Genomic DNA, 19,148 nt, shown 5'->3' with positions numbered 1-19,148 from the left:
CGTTCTATAACTAATCAGTCCATCTGGCCTGCCAAGAGAGCGAGAGAGGGTGCCATGATCATTGCGATACCCAGGGAGCTTACTCCGGACGAGCGTCGTGTAGCCGCCAGTCCGGACAGTGTGCGAAAACTCAAAGAACTTGGTTTTGAAGTTTGTATCGAACAGGGAGCGGGAGCCGCTTCCAGTTTTACTGATGCGCTTTATGAGCAGGCAGGCGCAGAGATTATTCAGGAACGTTCAGCGTTGTTTGAGCAGGCTAATGTTCTGCTCAAGGTGAATGGGCCTCTGCCGGAAGAGGTGGAACTCCTCAAAGAAGGCACCATGCTGATCAGCTTCCTCTGGCCAGCCCAGCATCCGGACCTTTTGAAGAAGCTGGCAGAGAAAAAGATCAATGTCCTGGCCATGGACTCTGTGCCCCGTATCTCCCGGGCACAGAAGATGGATGCCCTCAGCACCATGGCCAATATTGGCGGCTATCGCGCTGTCGTCGAAGCCGCCAATGTCTTTGGGCGCTTCCTGACCGGGCAGATTACCGCTGCCGGTAAAATTCCTCCTGCGAAGGTTCTTGTTATCGGTGCCGGTGTTGCCGGCCTTGCTGCTATCGGCACAGCCAAAAGCATGGGCGCGATCGTCCGCGCCTTTGATACCCGTGCCGAGGTGAAGCAACAAGTGGAATCCATGGGCGGAGAATTCCTCACCGTGGATATTCAGGAAGATGGTGCAGGCAGCGGCGGTTATGCCAAGGAAATGTCCAAGGAGTTTATTGAAGCGGAGATGGCTCTGTTCCGTGAGCAGGCCAGAGAGGTGGATATTGTTATCACCACTGCGCTGATACCCGGCAAGCCCGCACCCAAGCTCTGGCAGGCTGATGCTGTCCAGGCTATGAAGGAAGGCTCCGTGGTTGTTGATATGGCCGCAGAGCAGGGTGGTAACTGCGAGCTGACCGAGCCGGGGGAAGTGGTGACCAAAGATGGTGTCACCATTATTGGTTATACCAACCTTGCCTCACGTTTGCCGGGGCAGGCGTCCAGCCTTTATTCCCAGAACCTTGTCCACCTGCTGGCTGAAATGACTCCGGAAAAAGACGGACAGCCTGTTATTGATATGGAGAACGAGGCTATTCGTGGTGCCACTGTTGTTAAAGACGGTGAAATCACCTGGCCGCCTCCTCCGCCCAAACTGACTGCGGCACCACCACCGAAGCCTGAACCGGAAAAGCCAAAGGCTGAGCCGGTTACCAAGGAAGAGAAGGGCAGCAATGGTCGAGCCGTTGTCGCTTATTGGGTGGTTGCCGGTGCACTGCTCTATTGGCTGGGGCAATCCTCTCCACCTGCGTTCCTTAATCACTTTATGGTGTTTGTGCTGTCGATCTTTATTGGCTGGCAGGTGATCTGGAATGTTTCCCACTCTCTGCATACACCGCTGATGAGTGTGACCAATGCGATATCCGGGATTATTGTGGTCGGTGCCTTGCTGCAGGTGAGTTCCGGGTCTTTCATTGTGTCGGTGCTCGCCTTTATCTCGATTCTTTTGGCCTCCATAAATATTGTGGGCGGCTTCCTTGTAACCAAACGCATGCTGGCCATGTTCCGCCGGTAAAGGAGAAAGGTTATGAGTGGTGTCGTTTATATGGCTTATCTTCTGGCCGCCGTTTTTTTCATCCTCAGCCTGAAAGGGTTGAGTTCCCATGAAACCTCAAAGGCCGGTAACACTTATGGCATGGCCGGTATGGCGATTGCCATTCTGGCGACGATCGCTGATCCCAGCGTAACCAGCTACTGGATTCTGGTGCCAGCCGTAGCGATTGGCGGATATATCGGCATGCAGCGCGCCAAAGCTGTGGAAATGACCGAGATGCCGCAGCTGGTGGCTTTGTTGCACAGCTTTGTAGGTCTGGCAGCCATATTGATCAGCTGGGGTGGTTATATTGATCCGGGAATGGGACACCAGACCGGAGCCGCACTGACTATCCATCTGGTAGAAATCTATCTGGGTATTTTTATTGGTGCGGTGACGTTTACTGGATCGCTGGTGGCCTGGGGCAAGCTCAATGGCAATATTTCCGGTAAGCCGTTAACGCTGCCGTTTCGCCATGGACTCAACGCTATTGCCATTGTGCTCTGTCTGTTGATGCTGTCGTATTTCGTCAACAACCCGCATACCGGACTCTCGACATTCTTTCTTCTGGTGATGACAGTCATCGCTCTGGCTATTGGTCTGCATCTGGTTGCGGCTATTGGTGGCGCGGATATGCCGGTCGTGGTCTCCATGCTGAACAGTTACTCCGGCTGGGCCGCTGCGGCTACCGGTTTTATGCTGGGCAATGATCTGCTGATTGTTGTAGGTGCGCTGGTAGGTTCGTCCGGTGCCATTCTCAGCTACATCATGTGCAAAGGCATGAACCGTTCGTTTATCTCCGTGATTATGGGCGGTTTCGGAACCGATGGTTCTTCCGGTGGTGGAGAGTCCGAGATTGAAGGCGAAGCCGTTCCTATCACATCACAGGAAGTTGCCAGCGAGTTGGATCAGGCCAAGAGTGTGATTATTGTTCCCGGATTCGGGATGGCTGTTGCCCATGCCCAACAGGCGGTAAAGGAACTTACCGACAGATTGCGCAGCAATGGCTGTGAGGTTCGCTTTGGTATTCATCCGGTAGCCGGACGTTTGCCCGGGCATATGAACGTGCTGCTGGCCGAGGCCAATGTTCCTTACGATATCGTTCTGGAGATGGACGAGATCAATGATGATTTCGCCAAGACCGATGTGGTGTTGGTTATCGGTGCCAACGATACCGTGAACCCGGATGCCATGGAGAAACCGGATTCGCCAATAGCAGGTATGCCAGTGCTGAGGGTCTGGGAAGCAAGAACTGTGATTGTTCTCAAGCGTTCTCTGGCTTCGGGTTATGCCGGTGTCGAAAACCCGTTGTTCTTCAGAGAGAATACCCGAATGCTGTTTGGTGATGCCAAGGATAGCCTGCAGCAGGTACTGAAGGATTTATAGTGTTGCTCTTGGTTTTATAGCGCTACTGGTGAGAACAATAAAAACAATGAAGATGTTTCAGAAGCAGGATTGTTATGTCATTACCTGCGAAGCTGATAAGGATTACCTGATCTGTCAGTGTGGGCAGACCCGCTGCCCACCGTTTCATGATCTGAACAACTGCCGATGTGAGCCCCATCGCCTGAATTACTCGAAAAAGAGCATGCAATGGATCTGTGGCTGTGCAAAGTCCGCAGAGATGCCTTTTTGCGATGGAGCCCATAATCCCAGAAACGATATGGGGATTTGGGATGCTATTAAGGATATCTTCCACTCTGCCAGGTAAGTTCTGCCACAGTTTGGTCTATTGTCATTCTTTTGAATGATAGAGCCTCGTGAACGCATACTTGAACTTTCTTTTGCTCACAGCATTGTCCACTCCGGCAGTTGCCATGCTGACCGGGAAAAAAGGTGCGAGTGGCTCTGATGGCGGATGGGTTATATCTAATCCAAGCAGTTCATCGGACAGGCCTGCCCCGGGAGCACTGCAGGAAGTGCTGCGACATTCGGTACACCCAGCGAAAACAGAGAGTCGCTATAACCGTTTTTACCCCTTTCACAATATGATTGATACCGTTGGTAAAGATCGGCCGGAGTCTTTTGATGTTTTTCGGGATGATGAAATTCTGGAGGTATCTATTGCTCCTTATTCTCCAGCCAAAGGTATGACGCCAATGGAATTCTCGGTGTTAGTCAGGCAGCAAGGCTTTCAGAAAGCCTTGAGGGATACGCCAATAAAATCGGGTGAGTTTTCAAGAGCGTTATATGACACCCTGCCCCGCGCACATTGGTATGCAAAAGATTGTGCTGGTCATCATATCTTCCAGCAGCCCGCTCAGAGGGCCTGCGTCGATAGCTGTGCCGGAATGTTGCTTCTTGATAAGGGTATCGATGTGGCTGATACCATCGCCTGTACTTCCTCGCTCAGCAAGCCTGACAGTGCTATTGCGCTATGGCGACAATATGGTTTTCATGGTGAGACTGAAGATGTGCCGAGAGGGTACTCTCCTCCGGAAATCATTTCTTTTTTGAATGAAAAAATCATCTCACATGGTTCCCTGTTGTTGTCCCTGTATTTTGAACAAGGTGGCGGGCACACAATTATTCTGGATAGCTTTAGTGATGATAGAAGTAGTGCCCTGATAAGAGACCCCTATCACGGCTGGATAATACGCGTTAAAAGTGAAGCACTGACCGGGCGATATCTGGACGATGTGACCTATATCGTTGGCAAGATAGAGTGATAAGAATCGAAAAATTAATAAAAAGCCGAAGTGATGATGAATCACTTCGGCTTGGATATATGGTGGGCCCTCCGGGACTTGAACCCAGGACCTGCCGATTATGAGCCACTTAATATTTGTTTTTTTTAGCCCCCATAAAATCCCATAAATCCCCCTTCGCCTTACCCCTGTTGATTTTGTCATAGTTGCCACAATCCCTTATAGTTCCTTATATTCCCGTAACATTCAGCCCAAAGCAGGGGGCAAAACCGGGGGCTGGGAACCAATCGATTTTGAATCGGTCAACCAGTGAGAAGCCGGGGGCAAATTGGCGAGAAGCTGGGGGCAAATTTGAAGGGGTAGGCAGTGAACCACCTAACGATTATCAATATGAAAAGGCGTATTTCCGAGTCGCTTGGGGGGCGAGGTAATGGAGCTCTGTTTATGGAGCGGCGAGCCTCTGGGAGTATTGAGGCCTATTACCGGTATACCTATGAGAAGCGGGACTGCCTGATAAAGATCGGTAAATACAAACAATCCAAGAATGGAGCGGGCTACTCCCTGGCAGAGTGCCGCAGCAAAGCAGCCGAGTTGGCAACCCTGCGTCGGGAGTGTGGGGGAGATTTGAAGGCCTATCTTGAAGAGCAGGCAATAGCGCGCCGTCAACAGGAGAGGGAGAAGCAGAGGCAAGAGACACTGGCCGCTCAGCAAGGAACCCTGTCTGATTTGTGTAACTCCTACATTGGCAGCCTGAAGCGCAAAGGCAAGAAGTCCTCTTATCAGGTAGAGAAGTCTCTCAAGCTGTACGTTCTTACACCGTTTCCTGAGCTGGCGAGCGCGAAGGCGCGGGATATTACCGTGGAGGATGTTGTAAATATTATCCGGCGCATGATCGAGGCGGGAATTACAACAACCAGTAATCGCCTCAGAAGCTATCTTCATGCGGCCTTTGTGTATGGGATGAAAGCGGACAACGATCCGTTAGAACAAGTGACGCATGGCAAGCGCTTTTACATACAAGTAAATCCAGTCGCAGCAGTACCCCGGCAAGCCTCTTTTGAGCGCGTGAGAGAGCGCTTCCTTGGCCACGATGAAATACGAGAGCTTTGGTTTGGCTTCTCTGATGCCTTACCCAACCGCAGCCCGGTTTACCTCCTTCTCCTTCGTTTCATGCTGGCAACAGTGGGGACCAGGCCTGAACAGCTGGTTCAATGTCGATGGTCAGATTTTAATGAGGACTTACGCACCTTCACGTTTATTGAGCGCAAGGGTAAATCTGGAAGAGAGAGGCGGCGCGTTATGCCCCTTACTCAAAGGGCCCTCGATATCCTCCAAGAGCTGAAACCTATTTCAGGTGATTTTGAATGGCCCTTTTGCGTAACAGGGAAAGCACCATTGAGAACATCCAGCCTTGGTAACCGCATACAGGAATACTGTATTGCGAAGGAAGAGGCAGACGAAGCAGAAGAAAAGCGAGAAAGGTTTACTCCCAAAGATATTCGCCGCACTGCCACCAACCTGCTTATTGAAAGCCGCGTTCCAAGAGAGCAGCGATTCCTGCTTCAAAGTCGGGAGGATGGGAGCATTGAAAGCAAGCACTATGACCATTCCGATAGGCTCCCGGAAAAGCGGGAAGCCCTGAAGCGATACGACGCGCTGTTAGGCAAGGTCCTCAAAGGCGAGGAAGCAAAGCTGGTGGACTTGGAGGAATACCGGCAAGCCACCAGTAACGAACAGGCTTAAATCGGGTCTAAACCTTCACCAGCTCCACGGAGACAGCATCATGGCAAGCGCACAACCGAAACCGCAGTACATAACCGACGATCAGGGCAACCGGGTCTCTGTCGTTCTGCCCGTCGATGAGTACCAGGAACTGATAGAAGATCTGGAAGACCTCGCAACCGTAGCAGAGCGCCGGGAGGAGGAGACAGTCAGCCATGCTGATGTACTGGCCGCTCTGAAGGCTGACGGGAAGCTCTGAGGGCGTACATGGACAATTACGAGCTGAGGTGGAAGCGGTCAGCCCTGAAGGAGCTGAGAAGGCTACCACCGGCCGCAGTGTTAAAGCTGGTGGAACTGGCTGAATCTCTGACTGCCAACCCCTACCCAAACGGATGCCGAAAGCTATCGGGCACAGAGCATACCTACCGGCTAAGAGCGGGGGATTACCGTCTTGTGTATCAGGTTATTAATGGCCGGCTGATTATTGAAGTGGTTAAGGTGGGCCACCGTAAAGAGGTTTATCGCTGAGGGTAAAGCCATCAGTACAGAACAGGCCAGTCTAGGGTAGCTCCCGAAAAGGCAGGATTCCCGCTTGCCCTGACTGGTCCATTTAATTGGGGTTCGCTGGGGAGCGATAATGCTAGAGCAGCAAGAACGTTTGAAGCAGTTAAGGGAGCTGATCATAAAGCAAACCGCCCATGTGCTTTGGGTTGCGAGGTGGAAGGATGAAACAGCTGTTCAAAAAATGCTGAACAACCTTCTTCATGTTCTGGAAAGTGTGGAGCTGGATACTAGCTTCAGCGATGACACATCAAGAAATGAATATGTAGTCTGGCGATACTACACAGGTGAAGACTGCGAAGAAGCGTATGCTCTATTGGCGTATGGAGAGCTTAAAAAAGCATTAGGCTTAATTGATGGAGCCTTTTCAGGTGCCTGTGATGATCATCAAGAAACCAGTCAGGTTGACAGCCTATTACTTGCCGGTAGCCACATGGTATGGGCCTCAAGGCTACTATCCAGATCGCAAGAATATGCTCGTAATAGGGAGTGGCGTGAAGCATCCCTTAAGCGGAAGGAAAGTAGAAAGAAGTACGTACAGCAGCGGGAGTTTAGTTTTAGGAATGGAGTTAGAGAGGAGAGTCGACGGATTAGAGAGGTCAGAAGGTATGCTGCAAAAAAACGGCACGAGCCTACCAGCAAGCTAAAAGAAAAAGTATTGGAGCTGTACCAGGCGAACACCTACCCTTCAGCTCGTCGAGCCTCCAAAGATATAGCGCCAAAGCTGCGTGAGTGGGCAGCTCTGGAAGGTATCCCCGCTCTGGCTGTTGAGAATGAGGAAAGAACTATTTCCGAATGGATAAGGGCATACAAAAAACAGCAGGCTGAATAACCGTCTACCGTTATACGTCTGCTGGCAGACGTATAACGTCAGCAAGCAGGCGCTCTATTTTGGGCGTCTCTCCGTTTTTAAGGTGTCTCTCGGGATCAAATAAAACCCAAGGGATACAACATGAAAACAACACCCGTCAAATACCTCAACCGCAAGCAACTGCTGGCCCGTTACGGCATCGGCAACACCACCCTTTACCGCTGGATCCAAGATAGCTCTGTGCGTTTCCCCATGCCGGTACAGCTTGGCCCCCGCTGTGTTCGCTGGAAGCTGTCAGACCTTGAGCAGTGGGAAGCTAATCGAGAAGAGGCAGAAGAGAACCAGGTAAGCGCCGCATAAGGCAGGGAAGATAACGGGCTCCCAGTCCCTCCACTGAAAGCCCGTACAGATACAGCACGGAATAATTATTATGAGCGAACCCAGCAAAATAGAAAACTGCCTCTTTGCTTTTCTGGATGCCGGCCGGGAAGGATTGCGCCAGTTGGAAGTCTCAAGTCCTTACACTGGATATACCTTTACCCATGACCCCGGGCAGTTCTGGTCAAGCTGTTTAAATACCGATGTTTCCCGGGTAGGCAAGATGGGTATCACGATTGCCCGCGAATCTGACCCATTTATTCGCCAGACTGGTGATAAGGCTCACTTCAAACGTTACTGGCTCCAAGATCGTACTGCCGCCCGGTTAACCCTTGCCCGCTTGAACCTCTACCGCATTGGGCGCCATGCGGAACCTCTGTCTGATGATCTGGCCCGGCAGTTGGTGGAGCAATTCCCGGAAGCTGTCACTCAGGATAAGACCGGTTAGGGAGAGGCATTAATTGCTCTCCCCCAACAGCTTTTGGGAATGGCCTTTTACAGTCTCCCACTACTCGACAGCCAATAAACGGCAAAGCCCCGGCTTTTCACATGGACGACAGAACGCCATGAAGAACAACAGAGTATGCCGCCCGCTGGTGGATTTCACCGGCGAGGAGCAACCAAGGAACAACCAATGGGAGCAACCAAAGGAGCAACCAAAGCCCGCCGCTCTACATTGTGAGATTGCGCCTGATGAGCAACCCGAGGCGCAACAAAGGAACGACATAGAACAGCGACAAAGCCCCAGCCCCTGCCATAACCCTGATGAAGGGCACATGAAGGACACAGGACAAGGGCACAAGATAAACCATCCAGCACAAGGGATGGCGCCAGATGAAGGGCACATGAATGGCATAGATGAGGGGCAAGCACCCTCTATGCCTATTTGCCCATTGCCAGCGGTTAACCACTGCGCTATGGTTAGAACCGTTACAGCAAAATCTGTAACCCGGATTGGCGTCCGGCTGAACTTGAAGGCGTACAACCGCCGAGAGCGGTTTTTTTGTGCGCAGTATCAACACACCTGTCCGACTATGGCCGGGTTGTTGGGGGCATCTTCGGATGCGCCGGTATCCTTCAAGGCCGGTTACGCCAACCCTGACAACCTGGCCACCATTTCCGAAATTGGCGTTTCGTATGGTGGCTCCAAACTTGAAGGAGCCCGCACAATGGCTATCACCTGTCGCATGGCCCTGCTGAAAGGCAGCGCACCTACGGCCTCACAGAAGGCTGTGACCGTTTACCGTACCCATACCTATCTGAGCCGCCAGCAAGCCCGCCAAGAAGCGCAGAAGCTTAATGCTGTCGTGTGTGCCTGGACTCCAGCAGAGAGGGTTCACGCATGAACAAGGAAATCATCACTCAACTTAATAAAACTTCTCAAGGCCTCCACGAGCAGGCCTACGCTGCTGCAGGGCTATCGAAACTGCTCCTCAATGAGCTTCTTGGGGAATACAACGGTTTAAATACTCGGCTCGACGAGGAAGAGAGAACACATTTGGCAACAGCTCTCCACTTGCTGACAACTAGCATGGAGGAAACGGCAGACGGAGTTGTAGACACGCTGACGGACGAGAGCGTGCTGGGGGGAGGGTAATGCCTGTCTACAAGTTTAAAACAGAAGATGCTGAAGAGTTTGGTTCAGCTGATGCCGCGGCCATTGTTTACAACTTGCGACACTGGCTGACCGTAAACAAAGAGAAGGCGCAAAATATCCACGATGGGAGAGTGTGGACGTATAACAGCCTCGATTCGTTCATTGAGCTGTTCCCCTGGCTATCCCGTGACCAGATAAAAAGACATTTTCTCAGGCTGGAACAACACGGGATTTTGCTCAAAGGAAACTACAACAGAAACAGTTTTGACAAGACAGCGTGGTACTCCTTAGATGAGCTGAAATACGCTGTAAGCCCCGTGGTTGTCGATGGGGCGAAATCGCCACATCGAGAGGGCGAATTCGCCACACCGATGGAGCGAAATCGCCATATCGAAGGGGCGAAATCGCCATGTGTTACAGATATAAAACCAGATCTAAAACAAACAGATCTAAAACCAAATCTAAAACACCCTCAACACACGCTGACGCGTGAGCGCTCTCTGGATTGTCAAAACTGGCAATCTTTTCAGGATTTGGAAGAAGCAGCCAGGGCATTAGGCTACAGCAGAGAGGCGAGTGAAGAAGCTGTTTACGCTCTGTCGGCTTACAGCAGGCTTTATGAGTGGGCAACTCACCAGCAATGGCTAGAGATGGGGCCAAAGGTCAACAGGGGCATCATAGACCGCATGATCTGGACAAAGCAGAATATAGCTATCTGCGATGATGTGGCGGAGTTTGTGGTCGATCGGTACGAGGCACGGAAGAGCCGGGCAAAGATGATGAACCTTGGCTATCTCTTAGGGGATCATGCAGAAGACGGGTTAATGGATGCTTTGGTTGCTGTTGGTGAAGCATCTCCAGAAGGAGTAGAACGACCAGAGGCAACAAGGTTCTACCAAGAGAACACCGAGAAGTTAGAGGCGCTTAGGCGAATCTATGAGCAGCAACGGCATTCAATCAGGAGGGAGATTGATGGCTACAGTGAAACTTGATGTGGTGGAGGGGCCAAGGTCTTGGGACTTGCGGCAGTGGTTCAAAGGGGAGGAGATGTATTATCTGAACCTCGGCTTGCAGAAGATCGACCGGCAGGCGGCTGCGAGGCGCAAGAGCTGGAGAGTTATCGAGGGGGGCAAGGCAGGTGGCGCTATAGCTACATCTGCTAATGGCCTTGGGCAATTAGTCTGGCTGTTTTAAAGCGTTATTGGCCGGTCCTATGGCTGGCCTTTAGCTGTATTGAAAAATACAGGTGAGGTAAAACAAGGGCAAGGAGACTGTTTTCGGTCTGACCGTTTTCGGTCTGTCAGTAGTGGAGTTATTGAGTTTCCGCAGTCCATAAAAAGGGCTGCCTAAACTGGGAGGGAGTGAGCTGGAGTAGTAGAATAAAAGGGTTCAAAAAGAGAGCAACGGAGGGAGAACCGATGCAAGCAGCTATACCAAACCAACTAAAGAGGCTGACTCTAAATGAAAGGGATTCTTTCACAGAATGCGGGTGTATTGTCACTTAATGACGAAGAGACTTTAGCACCTGGAGCACTCCAACTAACTCAAGAGCAATCTGTACCGCCGGTACATACCGCACAACTCGCACCACCCCAAGCAGGCCCACAAAGCTTAGGCGTACTGGCTGAGCCAACAGGCGTTTTAGCAGAAGGCGGCAACCCTCCCCGGTTTGGCAACAACTCTGTCACTGTTAACACGACACCAGACTTTGAACCCATAAACCCTATGAACGCTTTATGGGCTGGCACGTTAATGGATGTTGGCCGCGCCCTTTCTGGTCAACAGATTCAAAACTCCGGCATGAGTCTTTACATGCAGGCGCGGGGAATGAATCAGCAATACAAACGTTACCAGGAACAACAGAAGCAACCTGTTAAGTACGTACAGGCAGCTGACGGCGTGTATGCCATTTACCGTGATGGCAGAAGCGAGAAGATGGACGGGATCCCCGGACAGCCTCAAAAGATCGAGACAGCCAAGGACGTAAACGGCAGGGTAAGAAACGTTCACACAGGCGAGCTTCTTTTCCCTGATGCCAAACCAGAACCCGGCAAGCAGGGCAACAGGCAGATAATTAAAGGGCCAGACGGGCGAGATCGTTTTGTGGATGACGGTTCACTTGTATTCCCTGATGTGCCTTATACGCCACAGGTTGACCACAAAGAAGAGAGAGCACTCAGCAAAGAGTACAGCACGATTAAAAAGGGTTTTGCCTCACAGGTTATGAATTACCGGAAGTTGAGAACCGCTCTTGAGTCTGCGTCTGGTGCTGGCGACATTGCAGCCATATTTAACTTTATGAAGGCTAACGACCCTCAATCTGTTGTAAGGGAATCTGAGTTTGATCTGGGAGCGCAGGCCGCAGGCGTATACGCAGCCATGAGTAACCTTTTCGAGAAGTACAAGGATGGTACAAGGCTACCACCGGAAGCGCGGCAGCAGTTTTTAGACCTTACAGGGCAATGGATGGGGCTTGCAGCAGAAGACCAGAGACGAGCCCGAGAAGACTACCAATACAACGTTAAACATTACGGCTTTGACGAGCGGGCGGTAATGGGTACGCCTTACGATCTGGAAGAGTGGTTACCCAAGCAGGAAGGAAACGAAGGCGGCAACCAAAACACCGGCAGGCCTACTGACTTAATCAACAAGTACAGGAGCCGCCGCTGATATGAATTTACAACAAGAACTAGCGACCGTTTACGACGCTCTCAACAATGCTGACGCTTCCGGAGATACAGAGGGAGCGCAGCAGTTAGCCGATTATGCTTTGCAGCTGGAGCAGATGGCCCAACAGCAGAGCGCACAAGCACAGACCCAGCAACAGCCACAAATTCAGCCAGGGCAACCGTTGGCACAGTTTGGGCAGCAACTCCCCCACTCACTCCAGCCAGCATACCCGACACAAGTACAAACACTGCAGCACACCGACCCTTACGGCAGAGAAGCACTCTTCGACAATATGGTTAACGACATGAGTACAACAGAGCGTGTACTTGTTGGGGCAGGTAAGGCGTTTTCTGATATGGGCTCTGGTGTAAAGCAGCTCGGCTTGATGGCTGGCGAATCATTGGGATGGGTTGAGCCTGGAGCAGTTGAAGAACATCGGAAAATGTTGGCGGCAGAGGATGCCATGTATCAGGAGCTTACCGACCGAAGTACGGCGGCAACCGTTGGAAATATTGGAACCAATATTCTGACCTTTGCTGTACCAGGGGGAGCAATTGCCAAGGGGGCGAATGTTGCCAAGATGAGCACCGCAGGTCGGTTAGGGTTTGGGGCTTTGTATGGAGCTGGAGAGACTGCAGCGTTTACGCCGGTCCTTTCTGAGGACTTCATAGAGGGCAAGGCGAAGCAGGCAGGCATGGGAGCATTGTTCGGCATTGGTGGGGAATTGGCAGGCAATCTGGTTAACAGTGCCGTGAAGCGATTTACCAAGGCCAAACACGCAACCCCGCAGGCTCTCGACAAGTTCCTTGAGGAGAACGGTATAAATCCGGCAGAGCTTCCGGACGACTACCGGCAGGCGATGAGGACAGAGATTAACCGCAGGTTAGGGAGCGGAGTGGATGACACCGACACAGCCCTGACAGCTATACAGGATGTGAGCCGCAGCAGAGGGGGGGACTTTGTACCCATAACCCCGGCAGAGCGAAAGGGCATACTCGACAGCGACTATTCAGACTGGGCTTTACAGAAAGAGGCTGAAATGGGCGTGTATGGGCCAGAGGCTCAACAGCAGGCCGCAGGCTTTGAGAAGATGCGGGACGGGATATTAGCCGAGAGCGTGACCGATCAATTCTCACGGTTGGGGCCACTCGATGAGGTAACCGACCTTCAAGCACCGGCAACACGTTTTACCCAGGGCATTGAGTCAGCAGTAGATACCGCCAAGCAAAACAAGACAGCAGCGTACCAGGCTGTAGACGAAGCCGGTTTGATGGCTGAGCCGAGTGTTTACCGGGAAGCATTGCAGACGATCCGGGGCGGGTTTGGTGGAAAGATCAAACTGGCCAGCCAAGCGGAAACCCCTAACGCTTACTCACTCTACAAGGAAGTAGAGAACCTGATGAGCGGACAGGGCGCACTGGCTCAGGCTGACGAACTACCGGGAGCCTTGCCACCAGTAGGCGAGCGTTACCACAGCCTGACAGACTTTGAGAGCCTGAGACGCAGACTTAGCGCGGCTATCAGCTCCAGTGACAAGCAGGACAAGGCGTTACTCTCTCAAGTGAAGCGAGCCTATGACGGTTGGCTTGATGATGCGATTGATAATGGGCGGTTTGTTGGGGATGAGGCGAACTATTCTGCACTCAAGGAAGCCCGAGCCGCTAACCGGGAATACATGAGCATTGTTGAAGGTACGTACAAGGACGGAAAGCAGACCCTTAGAACAAAGCTTGTTCAGGACATTGTGAATGGCAAGGCGACACCCGAGGGCGTTGTAGATCAGCTGATGGGGGCGACCGGCACAAAGAAAAATGCCAGGGCGATAAACGACCTCAAGCAGTTACTGGGAGAAGAGAGTGAAGAGTTTGGAGCACTCAAGCAGGCCGGATACCTGAATATCTTTGGTAAGGCGTTAGACCTGACTGACGAAGGGATACAGCTCAAGCGCGGGAATTATGCCCGGAGTATCCTGGACAAAGTAAAAGCTAACCGGACAACTCTCGAAGCTCTGTACGGCAAGAATGAGATTGAGAGGTGGACGAAGTTTGCAAACAATCTCAGAAGGATCCAGCCAGACCAGAAGACCTTTAACGCTTCCGGTACGAGCTACAGCAACAGGCGCATATCCAACACGGTTAACAGGCAGGTTGCTGAGTTCCTGTTAGACCGGATAACGAATGTTCCTATGTTGGGCACGTTGGCGGCAGGAGCCTTAGACAGCATGTCGACAGCTGGCAGGAATCGGAGTGTGTATCGATCTATGCAGACCAAAGGAGCATTGTCCGCAGACTTCACCACCAGTAAGGAAGTTGCTGACTGGATAGACGCTCTTACCAAGTCCGCAGGCCGGGAGAGTCTGAGACAGCCCACACGATAACCCACCAACCTTAGAGGAGCCTGATAACCGTTTCAGGCTCCACAACCTTCCAAAATGCTAACAAATGCTAACGTTTTGCTTCTCAGCTCTGGCTCTCAGAATGTTGGCATATGTTGGTATTCTCAACCCTGAGCAAGCTTTCAAAATGTTAAGGAATGCTAAGGTTTTGCTTTTCCGTTTTGGCTCTCTGGATAGTTGCAAATAGTGGCATTTCACAAGCAGCAAACCGAACAAGGCGGACTCTCAAAAAAGAGGGTAAGCGAACAATCCGGACACCCACCAAGACAGCTAATCTGTGCAGGTTAAAACCAACCCGCAAACAGGTTAATTCTGACCCACCAAACCGCACACCTCGCACACCCTAAAAAAGAGAGGAAACCACACTATCCATACCCCAAAAAAGGAAGTGGTATAAGGGGAAATCGTGTGATTTAAAACTTTAGATCTTCTGACCTGTTGGCGTTAAAACGTGCTGTACTTGCTGGCGGCAGTTTTCACATGGGGTAACGATAATGCTTTTGGGACAGAGCGATCTTATGGAGTGGACTGGAATCCAGCAAAAAGGACGATTACAGCGCTGGCTGGAAGATAATCATATTCCTTACCGCTTGACGCCTAACGGAATTGTGTCGACTCTGGCATGGGTAGAAAAAAGTGACCAATATCCAGAAGGACGAAGATTAACTCCTCCTTCGTGCCCAAAACTCAAACCAAAGGTAAACAGCTGATAGCTTTAAGTCGAAGGCAAGAATAAACACCGCGTGATCGAATTCACAGTTTGGTATCAAAACTCGGTATTTGCCCTCGTACATATTCCAGAGGACTTCTCTTCCGGCTTTCAGGCCTGTCATTCTGAGAATTGAGTATACGGTGGGGAGGAGTTTTGGGTGCTGGAGTCTACAAAAAAACGTTATTTAGACAGAGCTGAGTCTTTTCTCATCTCGAGAATGGAAGAGTCCTTTAAGTTAGAAGAGTTGGCACATTCCCTTCAGCGCGCATCCTATGATTATCGTCCTGCTTATTGGTGTGAGCTACGGATTGGGCTATCTCTGCTGTTAAAAGAGAACGGGTATCTGGAAGCAGCCAATCGTATTACGCAATGTCAGAATATCTGCCCTCCCGGCCAAAGAAAGAAGAAAATGAGGAGGCTGCGAAAAGTTAACGATGAAGATGAAAAGCGATTAATTGAGCACCTTGAAAATAAGGGCGACGATTTGGCTGTCTGTGCTATTCAACTGGTTAAGTATACCGGAGCTAGGCCATGTGAGCTGAATAAGATTTTATGGGAGAAACACCGCTTCACAATTAGTGGGGCGAAGAAATCTGAGAAGTTGCAGAGGGGGCTTGATAGAACAATAGCTCTAGATAACGGGGAGGACACATTTAAAAATTTCTGTGATTTCGTGCTTTCACAGATGGAAATATCAGCTCGAGATGACAAAGAAATTCGAGCAATTCAGAGGCGTATATATCGTGCCAGTCGAGCTATATTTCCTCGCCGCAAAACCCACTACAGTCTTTATTCTTGGCGGCACCAATTCGGCTCAAACTTAAGAGCTTCAGGTTTGTCTGCTGTTGAAGTGGCTTACATCATGGGGCATCAATCTACAGCATCGGTCCGGCAGTATGGGCATAGACGTTCATCGAATGGCTTTTTGAAGGTGAGAGCTGTGCCCTCAATGGAAGCAATGTCGTCTTTGGTAAGAGAGAAGCCAGTAGGTGACTTTATATCTGCAAAAATATTGGCGAATTCATCTGCGCCTTTGAGCGAAGGGTAAACCTTCAAAGAAGGCTCAGGTTTTGATGACTTAAGCTTTGAAGCAAGCAGATAGGCGGGGGCAAAACTGGGGGCGGTGTGTTAAAAATCAAAAAGGCGTGAGTGGTTCTTAACCTCTCACGCCTTGCTGTATATGGTGGGCCCTCCGGGACTTGAACCCAGGACCTGCCGATTATGAGTCGGATGCTCTAACCAACTGAGCTAAGGGCCCACAGCGGTGCTGGATTATACGCATGGAAGCTAAGATGATCCAGCCTTAAACCCGCAAAGAATAACAATAATGTCTTGTTTTTCAATCAGATCGAAGAGGTCATAAGTATTAATTCATATCAATCAGGTTGTTTTAAACCTGAGGGTAAAATGTGAGACCAGAGCGTTGAGGGCTGGATAGATTATGAATTGTTTAATGGATGCCTGGGCGCAGAATGAAGGATGGTTGAAACGATGGTTTATCAGCCAAACCGGAGACAGTAATCAAGCTGAAGATCTGCTGCAGGATCTGTTTATTAAGGCACTGAAAACCAAGGAGCGGTTCTGTGATCTGGAAGATGCTGGCAGCTGGCTGAAGGTGATGGCAAAGAATACCGCCATCGACAGCTATCGCAGGCAAAGCCGTGAAGGCACCACTATGCCTTTGGAGCAGGAGCCAGAGATAACCCGGGATGAAGAAACACCCTGGGTTATGGAGCTTGATCGCTGTATGCAGCGGGTCTTGCTGGAACTCGATGCTCAGGATCGGGATGCTATCGATGCCTGTGATCTTCAGGGAATGAGTCAAAAAGAGTATGCCCGGCAACGGGATCTCAGCTTGGTGGCCGCTAAGTCTCGCATACAGCGGGCGCGACAAAAGCTGCGAAAGCAGATGATCAAGAAGTGCCAGATTCAATTTGATGACAGTGGCGTCTGTGGTTTCACTCCCCGTCCGGAATAAATAAAAATAATTTAATTAATCTGCATCCTTTTTTCTTCGCCTGCGTGTTTAGAAGCAGAGAGAGTTAAAAGGAATGCAATCATGTTGGGTTGGTTCACATCACTGTCAGACTGGGTGACTTATTCCCTGTTAGGGCTGTCACCCGATACGGCCCTTGCAAAGGGGCTTCACTTCTTTGTTGAAGACACCAGCAAGATTCTGGTTTTGCTGGTGGTTCTTATCTATGCGATAGCTGTCGTTCGTGCATCTTTGAATCCGGAGCGTGTCCGCGCATTTCTTCAGGGACAGGGACGCTTCGCCGGTTACATTATGGGTTCAACGCTGGGAGCGGTGACTCCCTTCTGTTCCTGCAGCTCTATTCCCCTGTTTATGGGGTTTGTCTCAGCCCGTATTCCCTTGGGCGTGACTATGGCGTTTCTGCTGACGTCCCCGATCATCAATGAAGTGGTAATTATCCTGCTGGGTTCCATGCTGGGATTAAAGTTCACCATTCTTTATGTCTCCATCGGCCTGTTGCTGGGCATTGTTGGTGGGTTCCTGATCGATCAACTGAAAGCCCATCGGTGGCTGGTGCCGTTTCTGGCCAAACAGTATGAAGGTGCAGACCATGCTGAAAAACTGGAGTTTCATGCTGAGAAGATGACTCTCAGGCAGCGTCATGACTTTGCCATGGACGAGGCCAAAACCGTCCTGCTGCGCATCTGGAAGTGGGTGATTCTGGGGGTTGGTCTGGGAGCCTTTATTCATGGTTTTGTTCCGGAGCAATGGTTTCAGGAACACCTGGGTGATGGACAGTGGTGGACTGTGCCCCTTTCCGCTCTGATCGCAATTCCTATGTACGTCAATGCCACATCAATTGTTCCTGTGATGGAAAGCCTGCTGATAAAAGGTGTTCCGCTGGGTACAACACTGGCTTTTTGCATGAGTGCGGTGGCTGTGAGTCTGCCGGAATTCACCATGCTGAAGCAGGTGATGCAGTTCCGGTTGTTGGCCTTAATCGCAGGTTACCTGCTGGTGGCTTTCTGTCTGGTCGGCTGGCTGTTTAACACCATCAATATTTTCTAGTGGAGAAGTAACAATGATCAATGTGAACGTGTATGGCTCAGGCTGTAAAAACTGTCAGGTGACTGCTGAGCGTATTCTGGCTGCAGGTCATGAGCTGGGATTGGAGATCAATGTTGAAAAGGTAACCGATCTGGAAAAGATCATGGAGGCGGGTGTTATGAGAACACCGGGAGTCTCTGTGAATGGTCAGCTGGTGCACTCAGGCTCAGTGCCATCCGAACAGTTGATTCGTGAGTTTCTGGGATAAACGACAGCAATGTGAAATCCCGCCGGAGCTCTTGTGGAACAGAACTCTGGCGGGATAGAGCTGTTACCAGTCCACGCCTTTCTGGGCTTTCACGCCCGCACGGTAGGCATGGCGTTCATCGCGAACTTCGCTGATAGTATCCGCGATATCTTCGAGGCCTTTCGGGCAGCCACGACCGGTAATAATAACGGTCTGCATTTTCGGACGATTATTGATCGCTTCAACAATCTCATCGGTGTCGATGTAACCGTAGCGAGCGATATAGGTCAGCTCGTCCAGCAGAACAACCGACAATTCCGGATCGGCCAGCATCTTTTTGGTTTCTACCCAGACTTCCTGAGCCGCTTTTGTATCCAGTTCCTTGTTCTGGGTATCCCAAGTAAAGCCGGTAGCCATAACATGGAAAGGAACGCCCAGTTTCTCCAGAACGTTACGCTCGCCGCAGTCCCACTTGCCTTTAATGAACTGTGCCACACCCGCTTTCATACCATGGCCGACACAGCGTAAAACTGTACCGAAGCCGGAGGTGCTCTTTCCCTTACCATTACCGGTAATCAGGATAACAATGCCCCGCTCTTCCGTTGCCTCGGCAATTTTCTGATCGATATGTTCCTTTTTGCGCTGCATGCGCTTTTTGTATTTCTCGTCAGTGCCTGTATCGGAGCTGGCGTCAGAGCTGTTGGTCATAGAAACCTCATTGTGTATGACTGCAAACAGGAGTGATTGCATACGCAGTGCTGCATCTGA

At 50.9% G+C, this 19,148-nt stretch carries 20 protein-coding genes and 1 tRNA gene; 19 read left to right on the top strand and 2 right to left on the bottom strand.

The genetic code is table 11. The annotated features are described in order from the left end of the window. Positions 1–54: 54 nt before the first annotated feature. The 16 genes from EHSB41UT_RS09490 (at position 55) to EHSB41UT_RS09410 (ending at position 16,159) form a co-directional block, all read left to right on the top strand. Entirely contained in the window at positions 55–1,599 is a 1,545-nt protein-coding gene (locus EHSB41UT_RS09490) for a Re/Si-specific NAD(P)(+) transhydrogenase subunit alpha (protein ID WP_087109149.1), read from the top strand. Positions 1,600–1,611: 12 nt separating this feature from the next. Further along, positions 1,612–3,003, top strand: a complete 1,392-nt coding sequence (pntB, locus tag EHSB41UT_RS09485; RefSeq protein ID WP_087109147.1) for a Re/Si-specific NAD(P)(+) transhydrogenase subunit beta — start codon at positions 1,612–1,614, stop codon at positions 3,001–3,003. Between the two features lie 431 nt (positions 3,004–3,434). Further along, positions 3,435–4,286 carry a hypothetical protein gene (locus tag EHSB41UT_RS09475; protein ID WP_087109143.1) on the top strand — a complete coding sequence of 284 codons (852 nt, stop codon included), beginning with the start codon at positions 3,435–3,437 and terminating at the stop codon, positions 4,284–4,286. Positions 4,287–4,709: 423 nt separating this feature from the next. Next, positions 4,710–6,008: a tyrosine-type recombinase/integrase gene (locus EHSB41UT_RS09470; protein WP_165767207.1), complete on the top strand. Its 1,299-nt coding sequence runs from the start codon at positions 4,710–4,712 to the stop codon at positions 6,006–6,008. 40 nt (positions 6,009–6,048) lie between these two features. After that, positions 6,049–6,246: a hypothetical protein gene (locus EHSB41UT_RS09465; protein WP_087109140.1), complete on the top strand. Its 198-nt coding sequence runs from the start codon at positions 6,049–6,051 to the stop codon at positions 6,244–6,246. Positions 6,247–6,254: 8 nt separating this feature from the next. Continuing rightward, complete coding sequence (locus EHSB41UT_RS09460; RefSeq protein WP_087109138.1) at positions 6,255–6,515, top strand: type II toxin-antitoxin system RelE family toxin; 261 nt, start codon at positions 6,255–6,257, stop codon at positions 6,513–6,515. A gap of 109 nt (positions 6,516–6,624) precedes the next feature. Beyond that, positions 6,625–7,380: a hypothetical protein gene (locus EHSB41UT_RS09455; RefSeq protein WP_087109137.1), complete on the top strand. Its 756-nt coding sequence runs from the start codon at positions 6,625–6,627 to the stop codon at positions 7,378–7,380. 120 nt (positions 7,381–7,500) lie between these two features. Then, positions 7,501–7,719, top strand: coding sequence for a helix-turn-helix transcriptional regulator (locus EHSB41UT_RS09450; RefSeq protein WP_087109135.1), 219 nt, complete (start codon positions 7,501–7,503; stop codon positions 7,717–7,719). Positions 7,720–7,789: 70 nt separating this feature from the next. Continuing rightward, complete coding sequence (locus EHSB41UT_RS09445) at positions 7,790–8,185, top strand: hypothetical protein (RefSeq protein WP_087109133.1); 396 nt, start codon at positions 7,790–7,792, stop codon at positions 8,183–8,185. Between the two features lie 118 nt (positions 8,186–8,303). Beyond that, positions 8,304–9,083, top strand: a complete 780-nt coding sequence (locus EHSB41UT_RS24980) for an ash family protein (RefSeq protein ID WP_207626610.1) — start codon at positions 8,304–8,306, stop codon at positions 9,081–9,083. After that, a complete protein-coding gene (locus EHSB41UT_RS09435) occupies positions 9,080–9,334 on the top strand; it encodes a hypothetical protein (RefSeq protein ID WP_087109132.1) in 255 nt (84 codons plus the stop codon). The genes EHSB41UT_RS24980 and EHSB41UT_RS09435 overlap by 4 nt, the downstream gene beginning before the upstream one ends. Further along, positions 9,334–10,326: a hypothetical protein gene (locus EHSB41UT_RS09430; protein WP_087109131.1), complete on the top strand. Its 993-nt coding sequence runs from the start codon at positions 9,334–9,336 to the stop codon at positions 10,324–10,326. The genes EHSB41UT_RS09435 and EHSB41UT_RS09430 overlap by 1 nt, the downstream gene beginning before the upstream one ends. Next, a complete protein-coding gene (locus EHSB41UT_RS09425) occupies positions 10,307–10,528 on the top strand; it encodes a hypothetical protein (protein ID WP_087109129.1) in 222 nt (73 codons plus the stop codon). Before EHSB41UT_RS09430 ends, EHSB41UT_RS09425 begins: the two co-directional genes overlap by 20 nt. Before the next feature lie 267 nt (positions 10,529–10,795). Beyond that, the gene (locus EHSB41UT_RS09420) at positions 10,796–12,004 is read left to right on the top strand and encodes a hypothetical protein (protein WP_087109127.1); all 1,209 of its coding nucleotides are present in this window, start codon (positions 10,796–10,798) and stop codon (positions 12,002–12,004) included. Position 12,005: 1 nt separating this feature from the next. Then, the gene (locus tag EHSB41UT_RS09415; RefSeq protein ID WP_087109126.1) at positions 12,006–14,381 is read left to right on the top strand and encodes a hypothetical protein; all 2,376 of its coding nucleotides are present in this window, start codon (positions 12,006–12,008) and stop codon (positions 14,379–14,381) included. Positions 14,382–15,268: 887 nt separating this feature from the next. Next, positions 15,269–16,159, top strand: coding sequence for a site-specific integrase (locus EHSB41UT_RS09410; protein WP_133060455.1), 891 nt, complete (start codon positions 15,269–15,271; stop codon positions 16,157–16,159). Positions 16,160–16,292: 133 nt separating this feature from the next. Here the strand turns inward: EHSB41UT_RS09410 and EHSB41UT_RS09405 are convergent. Next, positions 16,293–16,369 (bottom strand) — tRNA-Ile (locus EHSB41UT_RS09405). Positions 16,370–16,552: 183 nt separating this feature from the next. On the opposite strand from EHSB41UT_RS09405, the gene EHSB41UT_RS09400 reads away from it, so the two are divergent. The 3 genes from EHSB41UT_RS09400 to EHSB41UT_RS09390 all read left to right on the top strand — a co-directional run bounded on the left by EHSB41UT_RS09400 (position 16,553) and on the right by EHSB41UT_RS09390 (position 18,401). Then, a complete protein-coding gene (locus EHSB41UT_RS09400) occupies positions 16,553–17,089 on the top strand; it encodes a sigma-70 family RNA polymerase sigma factor (protein WP_087109122.1) in 537 nt (178 codons plus the stop codon). A gap of 81 nt (positions 17,090–17,170) precedes the next feature. Beyond that, positions 17,171–18,154, top strand: a complete 984-nt coding sequence (locus tag EHSB41UT_RS09395) for a permease (protein WP_087109120.1) — start codon at positions 17,171–17,173, stop codon at positions 18,152–18,154. A gap of 13 nt (positions 18,155–18,167) precedes the next feature. Then, positions 18,168–18,401 (top strand): thioredoxin family protein, encoded by a 234-nt coding sequence (locus EHSB41UT_RS09390; protein WP_087109118.1) that lies wholly within the window; start codon positions 18,168–18,170, stop codon positions 18,399–18,401. 63 nt (positions 18,402–18,464) lie between these two features. Here EHSB41UT_RS09390 and cobO read toward each other — a convergent pair whose 3' ends face one another. Further along, a complete protein-coding gene (gene cobO / locus EHSB41UT_RS09385; RefSeq protein ID WP_087109841.1) occupies positions 18,465–19,088 on the bottom strand; it encodes a cob(I)yrinic acid a,c-diamide adenosyltransferase in 624 nt (207 codons plus the stop codon). Between the last annotated feature and the right edge of the window lie 60 nt (positions 19,089–19,148).

Origin of the sequence: Parendozoicomonas haliclonae, assembly GCF_900174585.1 — a bacterium.
Taxonomy (GTDB): Bacteria; Pseudomonadota; Gammaproteobacteria; order Pseudomonadales; family Endozoicomonadaceae; genus Sansalvadorimonas; species Sansalvadorimonas haliclonae.
The sequence above is the reverse complement of the archived record's forward strand: the minus strand, read 5'-3'. Positions and strand labels throughout refer to the sequence as shown.

Excerpts from the sequence above, each read along its gene's own strand:
- EHSB41UT_RS09490 (WP_087109149.1), top strand. The coding sequence starts at position 55 with ATGATCATTGCGATACCCAGGGAGCTTACTCCGGACGAGCGTCGTGTA.
- EHSB41UT_RS09390 (WP_087109118.1), top strand. The coding sequence starts at position 18,168 with ATGATCAATGTGAACGTGTATGGCTCAGGCTGTAAAAACTGTCAGGTG.
- EHSB41UT_RS09430 (WP_087109131.1), top strand. The coding sequence starts at position 9,334 with ATGCCTGTCTACAAGTTTAAAACAGAAGATGCTGAAGAGTTTGGTTCA.
- EHSB41UT_RS09475 (WP_087109143.1), top strand. The coding sequence starts at position 3,435 with ATGCTGACCGGGAAAAAAGGTGCGAGTGGCTCTGATGGCGGATGGGTT.
- EHSB41UT_RS09470 (WP_165767207.1), top strand. The coding sequence starts at position 4,710 with ATGGAGCGGCGAGCCTCTGGGAGTATTGAGGCCTATTACCGGTATACC.
- EHSB41UT_RS09435 (WP_087109132.1), top strand. The coding sequence starts at position 9,080 with ATGAACAAGGAAATCATCACTCAACTTAATAAAACTTCTCAAGGCCTC.
- EHSB41UT_RS09460 (WP_087109138.1), top strand. The coding sequence starts at position 6,255 with ATGGACAATTACGAGCTGAGGTGGAAGCGGTCAGCCCTGAAGGAGCTG.
- EHSB41UT_RS09425 (WP_087109129.1), top strand. The coding sequence starts at position 10,307 with ATGGCTACAGTGAAACTTGATGTGGTGGAGGGGCCAAGGTCTTGGGAC.
- EHSB41UT_RS09395 (WP_087109120.1), top strand. The coding sequence starts at position 17,171 with ATGTTGGGTTGGTTCACATCACTGTCAGACTGGGTGACTTATTCCCTG.
- EHSB41UT_RS09450 (WP_087109135.1), top strand. The coding sequence starts at position 7,501 with ATGAAAACAACACCCGTCAAATACCTCAACCGCAAGCAACTGCTGGCC.
- EHSB41UT_RS09415 (WP_087109126.1), top strand. The coding sequence starts at position 12,006 with ATGAATTTACAACAAGAACTAGCGACCGTTTACGACGCTCTCAACAAT.
- EHSB41UT_RS09420 (WP_087109127.1), top strand. The coding sequence starts at position 10,796 with ATGAAAGGGATTCTTTCACAGAATGCGGGTGTATTGTCACTTAATGAC.
- EHSB41UT_RS09455 (WP_087109137.1), top strand. The coding sequence starts at position 6,625 with ATGCTAGAGCAGCAAGAACGTTTGAAGCAGTTAAGGGAGCTGATCATA.
- cobO (WP_087109841.1), bottom strand. The coding sequence starts at position 19,088 with ATGACCAACAGCTCTGACGCCAGCTCCGATACAGGCACTGACGAGAAA.
- EHSB41UT_RS24980 (WP_207626610.1), top strand. The coding sequence starts at position 8,304 with ATGAAGAACAACAGAGTATGCCGCCCGCTGGTGGATTTCACCGGCGAG.
- pntB (WP_087109147.1), top strand. The coding sequence starts at position 1,612 with ATGAGTGGTGTCGTTTATATGGCTTATCTTCTGGCCGCCGTTTTTTTC.
- EHSB41UT_RS09465 (WP_087109140.1), top strand. The coding sequence starts at position 6,049 with ATGGCAAGCGCACAACCGAAACCGCAGTACATAACCGACGATCAGGGC.
- EHSB41UT_RS09400 (WP_087109122.1), top strand. The coding sequence starts at position 16,553 with ATGAATTGTTTAATGGATGCCTGGGCGCAGAATGAAGGATGGTTGAAA.
- EHSB41UT_RS09445 (WP_087109133.1), top strand. The coding sequence starts at position 7,790 with ATGAGCGAACCCAGCAAAATAGAAAACTGCCTCTTTGCTTTTCTGGAT.